Origin of the sequence: Nostoc piscinale CENA21 (genome assembly GCF_001298445.1) — a bacterium.
GTDB classification, from domain to species: domain Bacteria; phylum Cyanobacteriota; class Cyanobacteriia; order Cyanobacteriales; family Nostocaceae; genus Nostoc_B; species Nostoc_B piscinale_A.
The window spans coordinates 4,328,247-4,347,041 of the sequence record NZ_CP012036.1 but is presented as its reverse complement, the minus strand read 5'-3'; the positions used below and the strand labels follow the sequence as shown (position 1 = coordinate 4,347,041).

Sequence of the window (18,795 nt, the reverse complement as noted above, 5' to 3'; positions counted from 1 at the left end):
GTCCTTAAGCTTTGCTGAAGACTTTGGATTATATTTGGCTTTGGTGATATGACAACGCCTGTTGCAGACAAAACTCCTATTCCGCCCAAAATTTGGCGACGACATAGCGATCCTCCCAGTTTATGGATATTTGTCGCTCTGAGTTCAGTTTCCCTACATTTGTTGGTTTTCTGGCTGATGCGATCGTCTGATGCTTTGGGACTGTGGTTTCCACCGCCAAGCCAAGCTATTGTTCCTATAGAGGTTGTGGAAATTTCTCCCGCAGCCAAATCAACATTACCTAAGACGACAGTCTCACCCAAACCAAACAACTCATCACCAAAATCTGTAGCCAGAACTGAAACAGCAAAAACTACACCCAGAAATCAAGATACAAAAACCAGCATTTTGAATCAAAGGGAAGCTGCGGTTCCGCCAAAAAACACTAAACCATCAGTCAAAAAATCAGTTTCTCAGCCAAAACCCACACCACAAACGACACCGCAACCCAGTTTTACACCTGACTTAACTAAATCTACGCCACAGCCCACACCTACACAGGCAGTTCCCGTTGGTAATCTTCCTTGGAATCGTCGCCAACAAATCGTTCTGGGAAAAGGAAGACAATTACCCAGTAGTCTTCCTACTGATCAACCAAGCAATTCCACCACAGAAACAAAGAAAAATCCTCCTATTTCCACCGGAAATCCCTCTCCAAATTCTACAGGTACAACTTCTGAGACCCCGACTCAAAAAAATCCCCAGACTTCTCCCACTCCTGCAAACACAAATTTTAATACTTCTACACAAGCTGGCTTGAGTGTAAAAATAGTGCCTTTAGCTGATCAGGAAATGCGTCAACTCAGCCAAGATTTACCTGATGTTCTGGCTCAATATCAGGGAATCAGTATTAAAACATTAGCCGTAAATTCTCGCAATGGTGAACAGGGACTTGCACCAGCACAACTTTTAGCCAGTTTGGTAATTGATCAAAATGGTAACTTTCAAGAAGCTAGAGTCTTAGAAATACAACCCGCCAACCTCCAAGGCGAAAAAAAATCTCTACCAACAAGCAATCAACGAACTTTTCAGCAACGAGAAGTTTACCCCCGCCTACAATCAAGATGGCAGCAAACCAGAATTGAGTAATCTGTTTGTCAGAATTACAATTCAATCGGTTAATTCTAATTAAATATTTGGATTTTCTTTAAAATAGTGTTATGATAATTAGGTTGGAAATTTGCGGGCGTAGTTTAGTGGTAAAACTATAGCCTTCCAAGCTATTAATGCGGGTTCGATTCCCGCCGCCCGCTTAGAAAGTGAAACTCTTGTGAGCTAAGACTTACGAGGGTTTTCTTTATTTATAGGACAGTTCTTTTTATAGTATTTTTGTACTAAAAATATACAACCATTTCGGGTAGTTTTGGGTATTTTGGGTGGATTTGGATGTAACCTTAGTGTACAAAAGTACTATTAATTAAATATCTACAGATAAAAAAACCAAGGGAAGAGTCTCTATCATTGATTCCAATAGTGGGTTATAAATACGGTTTTGTTATGGAAGTAAAAGATACTATCTATTGGTCAGATACCCAAAAAGTACGGCGAGTTGTTAAGCGTGTCTCTAGTACATTTTGGTTTATTCGATAAGTAATGCAATATGCACTAGATTGTGTGATTGTATCGCCAGAAAATGTGCGATCGCTCATCAAAGAAAAACTCAAAACTCTTTGTCAGCATCATGATTTAAAAATTGACTCCTGAGATAAATTTACCAAGGTAAACGCCCGGAATAATTACTTCCTCGGCGTTCTCTTTCTATATCTAAACGCTGTTTCAGCATTTTGTATATTTCACGTGCAAGAGTATCCAAATTTTCCAATTCTTCTTTTGCAGTAGAATCTTCATTAGTTAATGAATTATTTTTATCTTGTTGAACAGAATCGGCTGAATTGAAGGTTTCATAACTGGCTTGGATAAATTGAATAGAATTTTCATTGTTTGGAAAATCAGCCTTATCTAGATTTCTCATTTGTCTTACAGATTTTGAGTTATTGTAAGATTGTTTATTTTCTCTGAGCGTTTGTATAATAGTTTGTGGGCTAATACTATTAGCTTGAATTTCACTAAATAATTCTGCAATATTTGACCATGAATTTGGTATTTCTTGTGCTGATTTTTTTTGAATTTTGTAATTAGGATTATAAGAGTGAGAAAGAGTCTGAGTAACTTTCGGCGAATTTATTTTATCTATGGTCGCAGATGATGTAGATTTCGATACTTGAGAAAGTGGAGAAAAAATCGAGATATTTTTTAAAGCTTTAGGCAACTGAGGAATTTCTTTTTTATTTAAAATATGTTCTGCTGATTGCAATGTAATTTTTAGATTATCATTTGTTAAATTACTATCAAAATTATTACTATCTATTTTTGGCTGAATAATGTCTGATTTTATAGCAGGATTTGAAGGTACGATCGCTTGTTGTTTTAACTCAGTTTGTGAGTAGTCATTTTCTACTATCTCTGGTTGAGTAGATACAGAATTATCGCTATCTAATTTTGCTTGAATAATTGGTGATTTTGTACCAAGATGATTTGGTGCGATCGCTTGCTGCTTTACTTCAGTTAATGAGTGGGCATTTTCTAATATCTCTGGTTGAGTAGATACAGAACTCTCACTGTCTAATTTTGGTTGAATAACTGATGATTCTGTACGAGAATTGGAAGGTGCGCTCGCTTTTCCGTGTGACGTAGTTAGTGAGTTTTCAGTTTCTACCGTCTCTGGTTGAGCAGAGACATAATTACTACTATCTAATTTTGGTTGAATAATGTTTGATGCTTTAGTATTATTGAAAGGTGCGATCGCTTGTTTTTGTAACTCAGTGAGTGAGTGGTCAGTTTCAAATATCTCTGGTTGATGATAGACAGAATTATTACTATTAGTTTTTGCTTGAATAATTGGTGATTCTGTACCTAGATTATAAGGTTTGATCGCTTTTTCATTTAAGTCAGTTCGAGAGTCGTCAGTTTCTACTATCTCTGGTTGATGATAGATAGAATTATCACTATTAGTTTTTGCTTGAATAATTGGTGATTCTATATGAATATTGGAAGGTGCGATCGCTTGTTGTTTTAACTCAGTTTGTAAGTTGTCATTTTCTACTATCTCTGGTTGAGTAGATACAGAATTATCGCTATCTAATTTTGCTTGAATAATTGGTGATTTCGTACCAAGATGATTTGGTGTGATCGTTTGCTGCTTTAACTCAGTTTGTGAATGTTCAATTTCTAAAATCTTTGGTTGAGTAGATACAGAATTATGACTATCTAGTTTTGGTTGAATAACAGGTGATTCTATATCAGTATTGAAAGGTGCGCTCGCTTGCTGCTTTACTTCAGTCAATGAGTAGTCGTTTTCTACTATCTCTGGTTGAGGAGAAGCAGAATTATCACTATCTAATTTTGCTTGAATAACAGGTGATTCTATATCAGTATTGAAAGGTGCGCTCGCTTGTTGTTTTAACTCAGTTTGTAAGTTGTCATTTTCTACTATCTCTGGTTGAGTTGAGACAGAATTACTACTATTTATTTTTGCTTGAATAATTGGTGATTCTATAGCAGTATTAAAAGATGCGATCGCTTTTTCATTTAAGTCAGTTCGAGAGTAGTCAGTTTCTACTATCTCTGGTTGATGATAGATAGAATTATCACTATTGGTTTTTGCTTGAATAATATCTAATTCTATATGAGTATTGGAAGGTGCGATCGCTTTCTCGTTTGACGTAGTTAGTGAGTGTTGAGTTTCTACTATCTCTGGTTGAGGATAGACAGAATTATTATTATCTGTCTTTGTTTGAATAATGTCTGATTCTGTAGCAGTATTATAAGGTGCGATCGCTTTTTCATTTAACTCAATTTGGGAGTGGTCAATTTCTACTGTCTCTGGTTGATAATATACAGAATTATTACTATCTAATTTTGCTTGACTAATGTTTGATTCTTTACTAGTGGTAGAAGGTGCGATCGCGGATTGCTTTGACTCAGTAAGTGCGTGTTCAATTTGTACCATCTCTGGTTGAGGAGAAGCAGAATTATGACTATCTAATTTTGGTTGAATAATGTCTGATTCTGTAGCAGTATTATAAGGTGCGATCGCTTCTTGTTTTAACGCAGGTTGTGAATGTTCAATCCCTAATATATCCGGTTGAGAAGAGACAGAATCATTACTATCTGTTTTTGCTTGAATAATTGATGATTCTGTACCAGTATTGGAAGGTGCGATCACTGTTTCATTTAACGCAGTTCTTGAATGGTCAAGTTCTACAATCTCTGGTTGAGAAGAGACAAAATTATTACTATCTAATTTTGCTTGAACAACTGGTGATGCTGTACCAGTATTGGAAGATACGATACCTGTTTCATTTAACTCAGTTTGTGAGTGGTCAGTTTCTACTATCTCTGATTGAGGAGAAGCAGAATTATCACTATCTATTTTAGTTTGAATAATATTTGATTCTATAGCAATATTAGAAGGTGCGATACCTATTTCATTTGACGCACTTTGTGAGTTTTCAAGTTCTACAATTTCTAGTTGATGATAGACAGAATTATCACTATCTGTTTTTGCTTGAATACTTGTTGATTCTATAGCAGTATTGGAAGATACGATACCTGTTTCATTTAACTCAGTGTGTGAATAGTCATTTTTTTAATACAACTGGTTGAAGAGACACTGAGTTATCACTATCTATTTTTGGTTGAATAACTGTTGATGTTGTAGCAGTATTGGAAGGTGCGATCGCTTCTTGTTTTAATGCAGGTTGTGAATGATCAGTTTCTAATACAACTGGTTGAGGAGACACTGAGTTATCACTATCTATTTTTCCTTGAATAGTTGGTGATTCTGCAACAAGATTATTGGGTACGATCGCTTTTTCATTGAACTCAGTTTGTGAGTGGTCAATTTCTACTATCTCTGGTTGAGGAGAAGCAGAATTATTACTATCTATTTTTGGTTGAATAACTGTTGATGTTGTAGCAGTATTAGAAGGTGCGATCGCTTTTTCATTTAACTCAATTTGGGAGTGATCATTTTCTACTATCTCTGGTTGAGGATAGACAGAATTATCACTATCTAATTTTGGTTGAATAATGTTTGATTCTATACCAGTATTAGAAGATGCGATCGCTGATTGCTTTGACTCAGTGAGTGCGTGTTCAATTTGTACTATCTCTGGTTGAGGAGAAGCAGAATTATCACTATCTAATTTTGCTTGAATAACTGGTGATTCTGTACCAGTGTTGAAAGGTGTGATCGCTTGTTGTTTTAACTCAGTGTCTAAGTGTTCAGTTTCTACTATTTCTGATTGATGATAGACATAATCATTATCGATTTTAGCTTGAATAACTGGTGATTGTGTAACAAGATTATGTGGTGCGATCGCTTTCTCGTTTGACGTAGTTAGTGAGTGTTGAGTTTCTACTATCTCTGGTTGAATAGAGACAGAATTATTACTATCTAATTTTGCTTGAATAACTGGTGATTCTGTACCAGTGTTGAAAGGTGCGATCGCTTTTTCATTGGAGGTAGTTAGTGAGTGTTGAGTTTCTAATATATTTAGTTGAGGATAGACAGAATTATTATCTGTTGTTGTTTGAATAATGTCTGATTCTGTAGCAGTTGTGGAAGGTGCGATCGCTGATTGCTTTGACTCAGTGAGTGCGTGTTCAATTTGTACCATCTCTAGTTGAGGAGAAGCAGAATTATCACTATCAATTTTCGCTTGAATAATGTTTGATTCTGTACCAGTGTTGAAAGGTGCGATCACTTGTTGTTTTAATTCAGTTAATGAGTTGTCGTTTTCTACTATCTCTGGTTGAGTAAATACAGAATTCTCGCTATCTAATTTTGGTTGAATAATGTTTGATGCTTTAGTAGTATTGAAAGGTGTGAGCGATGTTTGATTTAACTCAGTTCGTAAATAATCAAGTTCTGGTATTTCTGATTGAAGAGAAGCAGAATTATCACTATTTAATTTTGGTTGAATAACTGATGATTCTGTACTAGTATTGAAAGGTGTGATCGCTTGTTGTTTTAACTCAGTTTGTGATTCGTCAATATCTGCGTCTGGTTGAGTAGATACAGAATTTTCGCTATCTAATTTTGCTTGAATAATTGGTGATTTCGTACCAAGATGATTTGGTGTGATCGTTTGCTGCTTTAACTCAGTTTGTGAATGTTCAATTTCTAAAATCTTTGGTTGGAAAGAAACAGAATTATGACTATCTAGTTTTGGTTGAATAACAGGTGATGCTGTACCAGTATTGAAAGGTGCGATCGCTTGTCGTTTTAACTCAGTTTGTGAGTTGTCAGTTTCTAATACATCTAGTTGAGGAGAAACAGAATTATTATTATCTATTTTTGGTTGAATAATTGGTAATTCTGTATCAGTATTATAAGATGCGCTCTCTTTTTCATTGGAGGTAGTTAGTGAGTGTTCAGTTTCTACCATTTCGGGTTGAGGAGAAACAAAATTATCACTATCAATTTTCGCTTGAATAATTTTTGATTCTGTACCTAGATTATAAAGTTTGCTCGCTTGTTCATTTACCTCAGTTTGTGATTCGTCAATATCTACTATCTCTAGTTGAGTTGAGACAGAATTATCACTATCTAATTTTAGTTGAATCACTGGTGATTGTGTAACAAGATTATTTGGTGCGATCGCTTTTTCGTTTGACGTAGTTAGTGAGTGTTGAGTTTCTACTATCTCTGGTTGAGGATAGACAGAATTATTACTATCTAATTTTGCTTGAATAACTGGTGATTCTGTACCAGTGTTGAAAGGTGCGATCGCTTTTTCGTTTGACGTAGTTAGTGAGTGTTGAGTTTCTACTATCTCTGGTTGAATAGAGACAGAATTATTATTATCTGTTTTTGTTTGAATAATGTCTGATTCTGTAGCAGTGTTGAAAGGTGCGATCGCTTTTTCGTTTGACGTAGTTAGTGAGTGTTGAGTTTCTACTATCTCTGGTTGAATAGAGACAGAATTATTATTATCTGTTTTTATTTGAATAATGTCTGATTCTGTAGCAGTATTAGATGGTGCGATCGCTTTTTCGTTTGACGTAGTTAGTGAGTGTTGAGTTTCTACTATCTCTGGTTGAATAGAGACAGAATTATTATTATTTGTTTTTGCTTGAATAATGTCTGATTCTGTAGCAGTATTATAAGGTGCGATCGCTTTTTCATTTAACTCAATTTGGGAGTGGTCAATTTCTACTGTCTCTGGTTGATAATATACAGAATTATTACTATCTAACTTTGCTTGAATAATGTTTGATTCTTTACCAGTTGTAGAAGGTGCGATCGCTGATTGCTTTGACTCAGTAAGTGCTTGTTCAATTTGTACCATCTCTGGTTGAGGAGAAGCAGAATTATGACTATCTAATTTTGGTTGAATAATCTCTGATTCTGTAGCAGTATTAGATGGTGCGATCGTTTTTTCGTTTAACGTAGTTATCGAGTTGTCAATTTCTAATATATTTGGTTGAGGATAGACAGAATTATTACTATCTAACTTTGCTTGAATAATGTTTGATTCTTTACCAGTTGTAGAAGGTGCGATCGCTTGTTGTTTTAAATCAGTTAATGATTGGTCAATTTCTACTATCTCTGGTTGAGGAGAGATAGAATTACTACTATCTGTTTGTGATTGATATGGATTGAGTATAGTTTCAATTTTTTGATTTGTACCAGAAATATTAGTATTAATTTGTGGTTGAATTAAGTTTGATTTTTTACTATCAGGGTTTAATAAGATTTTTGGTGGTTGTTGAGGTATGTTTGATAATTTGTTTATTTCGCTAATATCATGATTTTTTATTTCTGGGTTGCTATGATTAGTATTTTGTGTGGTTATATTTACATTGGCGATCGCTTCACTTTGAGATAATGCGATATCATTGCCATGACTTAATAATATGTCTCTACTTAAACTAGAATTATTTCCTGCTGATTTTTGTTGAATCTTTTGTGAATCTGAAGTGTTTTTTGTTATTTTGTGTCCTTCGTAATGATTTGATTTATTGAAATTTTGTGATTTAGATTCAGAAAAAAAAAGGTGAATCTTGAAATGAAGTTTCTATTATAGAGAAATCTGTAATTACTGAATTTGAAAAAAATTGATGGGTCAAAATTTGATAATGATTTTACTCCTAATGGTGATAAAAACTTAGGACTAATAAATTTTCGTCCCAAAGGTCGATGAGGTAATAAAGGTTGCTTTATCCCTAAATTTAGGTCTGGTTCTGAAGGTTCTAAGATAAAACCTGTTGTCAGATTTTCTGTCATATACTTTTAATTACTAGCAAATGAACCTGAACTGTCGCGTCCTGACAAAATTGATGCACCGCCAGACCTTGTTTTATCAACTTTTAAGCCTTCATAAGTCAAAGTTAATTCTTCAATAGCAACTGTGCTAGAATCAGCACTTAAACCTGGTGCTTTCCATGAGATAGGTACAGCACCAATTAAAGTCCAACATTGCATGGTTTCGCCTGCTTGATTAAACACTAAAATATTGACATTACGCCTTTCTATTGCGCCACTTAAAATTTTATTCATCCAATTCCAGAAGGTTAAGTCATTTGTAATTCCTCGTTTGAGAGTAACATCAGAAAAATCTGCGGGACTTAACAAAACTCGTTGTTGATTATTCACACCACCTTCAGAAAATTTTTCAGTTTTGATATTCACACCTAAGCCTTGGCATTCTGTAAAACAGGCGGTAATATTACTCTCAATTTCTACATAAAATCTATTAGCAGTAACGTAGTTTAATTCTCGGCTAGTATTAGCCATAACTCACTCCTATCTAATTTTTAAGTCTTTCTTTTTGTTGCTGTAAATCTTCCTTCATCAGTTCATAAACTTTATCTGTCAACTTCCATAGCAGTTGACGATCGCACATTACCTTACCTGCTAACTTGGCAAGTTTTTTTTTGCTGATTACTGTCATCAGTCATAACTAAACAATTGCAGAAATAGATTTATATATATCAGCCAATTCTTCACCTCGATAATTAGCCAATAGTCTACTTTTACTGCTTTATTGACGACTTAGTGGTACTAAACCAGTTTTCTCTAATATTTGCTGTATTTCTGCGGTTCTTAGCATTTCCGCAAATTTTTGACCGATGGGAGGACGGCTGTTATCCCCCGCATACAATACAACTAATGGATAGCTGAGGGGATAGCTACCTGTTTTAAATACTTGGATGTTAGGCTGATAACTGCCTTTATCATCACATAAATCAGTATTAGGGTCTATTGATTTCCCGTTATCTTGTACTAAAGTTTGTACTGCGGCTTTATCCTTATCTGCTATAGCCAAAGGATAAGCAGAACACTGACCAAATACTTGACTGAGTGTAGCAAAACCAATACTACCAATATTATCTTCTTCAAAGTCCCGCAGGACTTTTTGTAGCATTTCTAAGGTTGATAAAGATGTGATATTGATGCCAGAATAGGTAAAAGATGTGTTTGATTGTTGCTGTTGCTTTAAATAACGGAAAGTTGCGATCGCTTCTTCATTTCTGAGTACTCGCTGTTCAAATATTCTGATAGTTTCTGCGTCTTTTGGTATGTAAAGGTTAATTGGTAAATTAGGTAAATTTGCTCCTTTTAATTGTTGCCAATTATTAATCTTACCTGTATATAAATCTTGTAGTTGCTGAATACTAATCTGACCATTCAAAGCTCGTGGTAGACTTTTATCGCGCTTGGAGTAACTAAAAGCTACAAATACCACTAAACCATCATAAGCAAATTCTTGATGTTTTAGCTCTGGAGTCAATGCTTCTACCATATTAGCGATCGCAAAATCTTTTTGCTTGTCTTTGACGCTGGCGATCGCTTGTTCTATACTATCCTCTGGTTGGTACTTTAACTGCAATTTTGGCTGGCTTTCTTTTAACTTTTCTTCTAGCGTTTGATTTTGCAAAATTAAATTGCTTTGTCGTCGGATAAAACTCCAAGTACTGTCTTTTTCACCAGTATAGTTAAATTTACCCGCAGGTATACCAGTCACACTTTTTAAACAGCAAACCACTGGTTCTTCCATCGCAGTTTCTGGAGATTTCCATCTCTGGACTAGCCACAATATTAATCCACAGAACAATAATACCCCCAAAATACTTAATAGTAATATCGACGGTCGATAAAGTTTTGGCTTGGGTGTTTCTGCTTGTTCTGTAATTACTAATATTTCTCTTGGTAAAACCTGATAAACTTGTAATAATGCTTCTCTGGCTTCTTCCGCATTATTAAAGGGCTTGTCCAATTCTAAAAGGCGGAATAAAAAAGCTTTAAACTCAAGAGTTATTCCTTGCCAATATTGTTCTTTTCTGGGGTCAATATTTGCATCTAAAATATTACCTTGCAATAAATAAAAAGCTACATAGCCTAAATCAACTAAGTCTTTCGCCGCAGTCGAAATCACAGGTTTACTAGTTGATAAATTAAATAAATTCTCCCATAAGGCTAAATCTGTTAAATGAATAAAAAATTCTGCGGTATCTGCCATAATTAGCAGACTATCTAAATTAATATTACCGTGAGCAATTCCCTGTTGTATTTGTCCAGTCGGTAGACTAAATTTTTGACCGTGGAGAAATTGCAGAGTTTGTAATCCTTGGTCAAGCACACGATACACTTCCCTTTCAGACATTGGTTTATTAGTAGCTTTTAAGTATGTCTTGAGAGTAGGATAAGCATCGATATTACCATTAGTAACAAGATAGCAGCGTTCGGCAATTGGATCAGAAATTGCATCCCAAGGAAAATTCAATCGAATATCTTGAAGTCTTCCATCAGCTAAACTCAAACCAGCCAGATGTTCAAAGGCTTGTTTTCTATCTCTGGTTTCTTCCGGCTTAAAAGCCAATTGGGGTAATAAATATTCTTTAATAATTGCTGGCTGTTGGTCGGTTAGTTGTATTCCCTGATATAAACGCCCTAAACCGCGATTTCCGATATACTTATCTATGCGATATCGCCCTTTATATCCTCGAAATTCAGTTTTAGTAGGTATAATCGCCGGAAAACCACAGTTTTGACAAGTTTTAGCCGTCGGGTTGTGTTCTATTGTGTTTTTCGGCCATTCGCAGCCTAAAGTATTTCCTGTCCAGCAGCGATATTTGCGGTAGATGATATCCACGCCTATAGTCGTTGGTGCTTGCGGAGTTAAAGGAGTTAAAATCGGCTCCGGTTCTACAACTGGGGGGTTTTCTGGTTTCGGGAAAAACCTCTGCGGTAATTTGGCTTTGATTTGTTCATAAACCACGACGGAAACCCTTAGCGATCGCTCTTAATCTGCTGCATCTTACCCTGAATTTTCGCTAACAGACATTAGACTTTCCTCTATAAATTCATAAAACCTCTGTGTGACTTTGCGTAAACCTTTGCGCCACTCTGCGTTAAATATTGATTTAATTCCTGCTTGTAATGATAAAACCTGCCCAATAATAAGGATGATTATAAGGCTTTCTCTCAGGAACTATTTTGCTAATTCTATATAAATGAGTAGCTAAATAAGTTCTAATTCTTAACTCATCTGGATGCAGAGTTTTAATTAAGTTTTCATACCAAATAGCCAATTCTCCGGCGGTGACTTCTTGTAACCATGTAGTTGCTTCTGTTAAAGCCGTAGCTGGTGATTTGTTGACTTGCAGGCGGCGATAAAATTCGATAATTAATAACGCACTCGCTGATGATTCCACATTCCACAGAGTACTAATCACTTGGGGAACTCCACCACACAGAAAACCATTCACCAAAGAGACATATTCAGTAGTGATATTTTGGTTAAAATGACTTGCAAATTTACATGCCGATAGAAATACTAAATTGTAACTAGTGAGGTTTTTTGGGCAGATTTCTGCAATAGTGAGTTTATCTTCTCCTGCTAATGTTAATTCTGATTTATTCTGGTTAATGAAATTGTTGATAACTTGCCCTGTAAAATGCAAGATATTGTAATTATCAGCTAACGCTTTTTCGACAGTAGTTTTAGTAACTGCTTCTGCTTGAATGCGTTGGGGATGTTCAAACATCTGGGTAATGACTTCTGACTCCAACTTGGCAAATTTTGGTGGTGCATAATTTGTCTGTGCTGGAGATTCAATACTCAGTAATATCTGTTCTTGCCAGTTATCTATATTTTTGGGTTGTAAGTTTAATCCTACTTGGATGCTAGGCAGATAATTTGTAATGAATCTTGAGGGAAGATTGAGAAATTCTGCGTCAGAATTAGGCAAATTAAACAACAGATGTAAAGGCAATCTGGCTAAATCGCGGTGAGGAATTAAAATGAGGTTGGTAATCCCTTCTAGCTCTTGCGTAATTGTGGAAATTTCCAGAATTTTTTGCAGATTTAACAGCCTTTGTTCCATCTGCGCTCGCCAAACATGATTGCCTTTAGTTTGGGGGTCTTGGGCTTGTTCACAATAATCTTGATAAGTTCTATGCCAATCTTCTAACCAATGTTCAAAAGCAATCAGTCTTTGTGTTGCTTCTGGTAATGGTAACTCTTGTAAAGGCTTATTATTTGCTAATGTATTACCTCTTGCTTGCACCGGAATAAACACCAAAATTGGCGAAGGAGCGCCATCTTTAATAATAAATGTGTGCAGTGCAGATGGGCTAATATGCCAATAAATAATTGCCGTATTGGGGTTCAGTAACTCTTGAACTGAGTTATAATTCAGAAAATAAATTTCATTCTGCCAGCCAAATAATAGCCACTGCAAACAAGCATTTTTGATTTGTTCTGCTAATTCCCAAGCTTCTACTAAATCACCCGATTCTACTAAAAAGTCAACGCCTAATTGCCCAATTCCCGCAAATTTTAGCGCCAACTGTTTTTTATTTTCATCAGAACGTGCAGCATCACTCAACAATGCTTGCAATAAATTAGCCGCCCGTTGTTGTAATTCTTGGGCTTGGGTAATCTGCCCTAAACCTAACAGAACTTTGACTAAAGATTGCAGTATTTCTAAATGTAATTGGGGAAATCCTTCCCAACTGAGAGTTAACAGGGCTTGGTTATATTCAAATACAGATTTTCGCCAATGTTGACGAGATGCGGGTTGTTTTTTACCTTGCTCATAATGGGTATTACCAATCGCCAGATGTAATCTACCCCAACCCTCTGGGTGAGTATCTGGACGGATATGTTTTAACCCTTGTTCATAGCTGGCGAGTTTACCTGTATAACCGCCTTGTCTTAAAGCAGGGTAATTGATGGCGACGGTAGTTAATAAATTTAAGACATGACTTTCTGGTACATGACCAATTGCTGTCCCTCGACCAATCCAAGCTTCCCAATAATCCAGTTTGATTTGTAGGGCGTTGTCGTAAGCAACGATCGCCTCAGTATAGCGTTCTAAATAAAACAGAGCGACTGCTTGATTGTACCAAGCTAAATGAAAGTCTGGTTTAATGGCGATCGCTTTTTCGTAGGAGGCGATCGCTTCTTCCCGCCTACCTAAGTTATCTAGCGCCACACCCCGGTTATACCAAGCCAAATAAAAGTCTGATTGGGCAGCCAGGGCTTTATCCCAAGAAGCGATCGCCTCTGACCACTGTCTCAAATTAAACAGCACCACACCCCGGTCAATCCAAACTTCGTAATAATCGGGTTGCAGTTCTAACGCTTGATTGTAAGAAGCGATCGCTTCTTCATATTGTTCATTAACAGCTAAAGCAATACCTCGGTAATACCAGGTTTCCGGGTCTTGGGGTTGCAATTCTAAAGCTTGATCGTAACTGGTAATAGCTTCCCACACTTGCCCCAACTTCAGCAGCGCCAAAGCCCTACTCGCCCAGGCTTCGGGGTAATTAGGATGAATTTCAATCGCTTGACTAAAAGAAGCGATCGCTTCTGCAAATAATCCCAATTCTCCCAGAGTACCGCCACGATTGTACCAAGCTTTGTAATGGTCTGGTTTCAGGTCAATTGCTGTGTCATAAGCCGCCACCGCTTCCGCAAACCGTTCTAAATGGAACAAAGTCAAGCCACGATTAAACCAATATTCAGGGGATTCCGGTTGTAATTCAATGGCGCGGTCGTAAGATGCGATCGCACCTGCCAAATCCCCCGTTTTGGCTTGTTGTAAACCTTGATAAAACCAAGCTTGGGCTTGAATCGCCGTATTAACTGGATTCGGCGTAGTCGGCAAAGCAGGACTAGATTGTGTTGTCAGATTAATTGCCAATTGCTGTACTAAATGGGCGCTTTGATCCAACCTGCCCAATAATTCATCTAAAGTATAGGCAACAGTGGGATCTAAATTTGCCAGATACTGATCCCAAGCATTTTCAGCAACACCTGTTCGCACCAATCTGGCTTGTTCATCAGGATATTCTAGTGACAATTCAGCCAAATTACCAATCACATCTTCTGCCGCCGGAGTCAAAAAAGCCACGGCTGCGGGGGGTGAAAATTCTTCTGCGGTGTATTCCCAGGTTGTTGTTGTCCTTTCCTGAGATGGTGCGGTGGTGAATGCTTCGCCAGTATATGTATTCACTTTTTCTGTCTCTGGGGGTGGATTATTTGCCGATTTTGCGGCGGTGTCTCCCCAAAGACTAGCGGCTAAATTATCTGTTGCCGTTTCCTCTGTATAGTCCCAAGTGGGAATATCTGTGTTTTCTGTGGCGTATTCTAGAGGTGGTGGACTATCTGTCAATTCTGCTGCGGGATCACCCCAAAGACTAGCGGCTAAATTATCTGTGGTAGTTTCCTCTGATGTGGTGGTAAATGCTTCCCCAGAATATTCCCAAATCGGGATATCTGTCTTTTCTGCGGGATCTGCTGGCGGTATTGTACTAACTACAAATTCTTCTCCTGTATACTCCCAAATAATTTCTGCGACATTCTCTGTAGAAACTTCCGAGGATGATGTCATATCTGGAACCTGATTAACTGCATTTTCTGGAGATTGTGCAGTTGCTGGAGGTGGTAATTCCTCGTACTCCCATAACGATTCGCCCAAATTCCGCAGTAAATCTTGTCCAGGAGTATTCGTTGCTTCATTCGTTGTCGAGACAACAGGTTGTTCCTCAGCATCTTCGTCCCAGTCATTGGTATGACTCGTCATTAAACGAATACCAATGTCATAGGAAAGTTCACCAACTTTGCCGATATTGAGTTCCCCTAGTTGGATCATCTGGGAGGCTAACTGCTGATTAGGCGGCCCAGGGGAGATTAACAATCGTTCACCATAAATGAGTAACCAATCTATCCAACGTTCGGTACTAATTCGGTCTTCCATCCGTTGGAGATATTTGATTGCCCATTGTTGTCCTCGTCCTTGATGTACCCCTTCTAGCAGTTGGGTAAACAGAAGTTCCAAATCAGCATTAGTTAATTCAGGAGGTGGTTCTACCATTTCCTGTTCGCTAACAGTTTTTAAAGTCTGTTTACTACTAGTGGGCTGGTTTGAATGTGTTTTAAGCCACTGCCATAACTGCGTGAGCATCTGCACATACTCTGAAGGTTTTGTTTATCCTAGATTGTAGTGATCGTTATGTCAAAAAAGGCTAGATTTGCGTGAAACCCACTGCCATAAACGGGTTTATTGGGTAGATGTTTATCAAAAATATACAAAACTTTGTTAGTTGTTATAGCAGGAGGCAGGAGGCAGAAGGCAGTCCCGATGAAACAAGCTTCGTAGCCAAGTATGAAAGTGAGACTAGCATTTTTACTCAGCACTCAGCACTTTCAAGTCAGGCGGTAAGAATATTACTATTGCTAGTTTTTACGCTCTCAATCTAAAATCCGAAATCCTATTAAGTTATCGCTTCATCAGATGGTGCGCTACTGGGCATATAGTATTGATGCACCAATTCTTTGATAATTACTTCTGCATCATCAGACTCAATCCCTAATTGTTGGGAAATCTGCTGACGTAAGTTTTCATCTTCCTGCATCATGCCAAATAACTGCTCTAAAGTGACAGTTTGATAATCTGCTTCTGAGGCAGAATCATCCGTTGTTTCGGTTTGTAATATTTGGTCATCATCTGATGGGGAATGGGTGCTGAATACATCTGGCCCATCATATTCCCAGATGGTTTCGCCAGAATTACGTGTTAATAATTGCATCCCAATTTCGTAAGCTTCATCACCCAGTTCACCTACGCCTAAATCACCCAGTTGGACTAACCGCGCTGCTAACTCATTATTTGGTGTAGGTGCAGCCAGTAATCTTTCCCCAAAGCGGCGTAACCACTCTAGCCAACGTTCTGTGGAAACCCGATGCTCAATATTATGCAACCATTTGATCGCCCAAGCTTGTCCCCGCGCCTGATGTACGCCTTCTAGCAGTTCGGTGAAGAGAAATTCTAAATCTGTATCACTCAGAGGCGGTGCTGACTCTTGTGGGATATTTACATCTGCTGTTTTCGGCGTTGATTTTCTGCCAAATAAGCTCTGAAAAAGGTTTTTGAGCCATCGAATTAACCGCTTGAGCATTTGTCCCACCATAAAGTGTATTGTCTACCCTAAGATTGTAGCGATCGCTCTCGAAGATGGCGGTAGTGCAGTTAAGAAAATGTACATTCTGAAGTATGAAGTGTGAAGTCTGAAATCTTAACTTCATACTTTATATGGTTCAAATGTACTATAATCATTAAAAACAGACAAGCTGCGTTTAAAATATTTGAGCGCCGATTTGGGCGTTTATGTAAAAATCGATTCTGAAAATGAATTGACATTTTCCTTCCATGCCTTACGAACCCCTGCACCACAAGTATCGCCCAAAGAGTTTTGCTGAACTGGTGGGGCAAGAGGCGATCGCTACCACCCTAGTTAATGCTATCCGTACAACTAAAATTGCCCCGGCGTATTTGTTCACTGGGCCAAGAGGTACGGGTAAAACATCTAGCGCCAGAATTCTCGCCAAGTCCCTCAATTGTCTCAAAAGTGACAAACCCACCGCCGAACCTTGTGGGGTATGCGATGTCTGTCAGGGAATCACCAAAGGCTACTCTTTAGACGTAATAGAAATTGATGCCGCCAGTAACACTGGTGTCGATAATATCCGCGAACTCATCGAAAAAGCACAGTTCGCCCCAGTGCAGTGTCGGTATAAAGTGTACGTGGTCGATGAATGTCACATGCTCAGTACGCAGGCGTTCAATGCGTTACTAAAAACACTAGAAGAGCCGCCTAAACATGTAGTCTTCGTTCTCGCAACCACCGACCCACAAAGAGTTTTACCTACAATTATTTCTCGATGTCAGAGGTTCGATTTTAGACGTATCCAAATAGAGGCGATGGTGAAGCATTTAAATGCGATCGCCTGGAAGGAAAGTATTGATATTTCGGAAGCAGCTGTTACTTTAGTCGCCCAAATTTCCCAAGGTGGGTTGCGGGATGCAGAAAGTTTACTTGACCAATTAGCCTTATTATCAGGGCAAGTCACACCGGAAAGAGTCTGGGATTTAGTCGGTTCTGTTAGTGAACGCGACTTGTTAGCCTTATTGAGTGCGATCGCTCAAGATAACCCAGAAACAATCTTAGATTGTAGCCGCCACATTCTCGACCGAGGACGAGAACCACTCACTATTCTGCAAAATCTCGCCAACCTCTACCGTGACTTACTCATTGCTAAAACAGCCCCCAATCGCCAAGACTTGATAGCTTGTACTCCACAAACTTGGGCAGCCTTAGTTGAGTTAGCCCAAAACTTACACATCAGCACAATCTTGGCAGGACAACAACATCTGCGAACAGCAGAAATTCAAATTAAAAATACTACCCAGCCGCGTTTGTGGTTAGAAGTAACATTACTCGGATTATTACCCAGCGCCAGTATTCAGTCAGCAGCCACAGTTGTTGTCCCAAAAGTCAATATCCCAGCACCACAAAATAATCATCACCCATCACCACTACTAACCGAAACAGCTGCTCCTCCACCTTCAAACCCCCAACCTATATCACCACCGCCTCACACTGCACCTTTAAATCAGTCACCTGTACAACCAGTTACCGCAGAAGTCATACCTGCAAACCCGCAACCCGTATCACCAGCACCGCCAGTACAAAAACCTGAACCTGTCGCCGCAGAAGCCACACCAGAAACTGCACAACCAGACTTAACCGAAATTTGGCAGCAAGTACTGAGTAATATTCAGTTACTTCCCCGTCGGGCATTATTAGGGCAAATGTGCCATCTGATTGAGTTTAACGGTAATAGTGCGCGTGTAGGTGTCAAACCTGCATGGTATGACAAAGTTAAATCTGACCTCACCATGATTGCTGGTGCTTTTCAGCAGACTGTGAATCGCAACGTTGAAGTCAGCCTAGAAAAAGCCACAGCCGCAACTGCTTCTCCCCCAAAAAAAGAACCATCAACCAATAATTCTAATGGGGTTCACAAACCTTCTCTGCCCCAAAAAAATAACCATCACCCAGCAGCAACACCCCAAGCATTTACACCGCCACCAGTACCAGCGCCACCACCAGTTACACCGCCACCTGTAAAACCAGAATATTCCACAAATGGTAATGGTACTGCTCACATCCAATCTCCCCCACAACCCACAGAAAATTCATCAGAAGAATGGGAGGAAGTAACAAGAGCCGCCCAACATTTAGCACAATTTTTCGATGGGCAGATTGTCCGCTTTGCCGATGATGGTTCCGATTTATCTGGTTCTATCACTCCGTCGGATTGGGTAGAGGAAGTGGAGGTTGATGATTAAAAGGTAAAAGTAAAAAGTAAAAAGGTAAAAGCATTGGTAGTAGCG

9 protein-coding genes, 1 tRNA gene and 1 pseudogene are annotated in these 18,795 nt (G+C 38.3%); 4 read left to right on the top strand and 7 right to left on the bottom strand.

Features of this window, described 5'->3' with window-relative positions:
• Positions 1-48: 48 nt before the first annotated feature.
• The 3 genes and pseudogenes from ACX27_RS18875 to ACX27_RS31030 form a co-directional block, all read left to right on the top strand.
• Positions 49-1,128, top strand: a complete 1,080-nt coding sequence (locus ACX27_RS18875) for a hypothetical protein (protein WP_062294954.1) — start codon at positions 49-51, stop codon at positions 1,126-1,128.
• 93 nt (positions 1,129-1,221) lie between these two features.
• A tRNA-Gly gene (locus tag ACX27_RS18870) sits at positions 1,222-1,292 on the top strand.
• A 274-nt stretch (positions 1,293-1,566) separates the two neighbouring features.
• Positions 1,567-1,743: pseudogene (locus ACX27_RS31030) on the top strand (WCX domain-containing protein); the annotation flags it as partial.
• Positions 1,744-1,750: 7 nt separating this feature from the next.
• On the opposite strand, the gene ACX27_RS18865 reads toward ACX27_RS31030, so the two are convergent.
• From ACX27_RS18865 to ACX27_RS18835, 7 genes are all read right to left on the bottom strand, one after another.
• The gene (locus tag ACX27_RS18865) at positions 1,751-4,264 is read right to left on the bottom strand and encodes a hypothetical protein (RefSeq protein ID WP_062294953.1); all 2,514 of its coding nucleotides are present in this window, start codon (positions 4,262-4,264) and stop codon (positions 1,751-1,753) included.
• Between the two features lie 415 nt (positions 4,265-4,679).
• Entirely contained in the window at positions 4,680-7,394 is a 2,715-nt protein-coding gene (locus ACX27_RS18860) for a hypothetical protein (protein ID WP_062294952.1), read from the bottom strand.
• Between the two features lie 944 nt (positions 7,395-8,338).
• Positions 8,339-8,842, bottom strand: coding sequence for a phage tail protein (locus ACX27_RS18850; protein WP_062294950.1), 504 nt, complete (start codon positions 8,840-8,842; stop codon positions 8,339-8,341).
• Between the two features lie 13 nt (positions 8,843-8,855).
• On the bottom strand, positions 8,856-8,999 hold the full coding sequence (locus ACX27_RS32500) for a hypothetical protein (protein WP_158507404.1): 144 nt from the start codon (positions 8,997-8,999) through the stop codon (positions 8,856-8,858).
• A 90-nt stretch (positions 9,000-9,089) separates the two neighbouring features.
• Complete coding sequence (locus ACX27_RS18845) at positions 9,090-11,327, bottom strand: substrate-binding domain-containing protein (protein ID WP_062294949.1); 2,238 nt, start codon at positions 11,325-11,327, stop codon at positions 9,090-9,092.
• A 145-nt stretch (positions 11,328-11,472) separates the two neighbouring features.
• Entirely contained in the window at positions 11,473-15,522 is a 4,050-nt protein-coding gene (locus tag ACX27_RS18840; RefSeq protein ID WP_062294948.1) for a CHAT domain-containing protein, read from the bottom strand.
• Positions 15,523-15,832: 310 nt separating this feature from the next.
• On the bottom strand, positions 15,833-16,528 hold the full coding sequence (locus ACX27_RS18835; protein WP_235526260.1) for a hypothetical protein: 696 nt from the start codon (positions 16,526-16,528) through the stop codon (positions 15,833-15,835).
• 239 nt (positions 16,529-16,767) lie between these two features.
• On the opposite strand from ACX27_RS18835, the gene ACX27_RS18830 reads away from it, so the two are divergent.
• On the top strand, positions 16,768-18,750 hold the full coding sequence (locus ACX27_RS18830; RefSeq protein ID WP_062294947.1) for a DNA polymerase III subunit gamma/tau: 1,983 nt from the start codon (positions 16,768-16,770) through the stop codon (positions 18,748-18,750).
• Positions 18,751-18,795 lie beyond the last annotated feature (45 nt).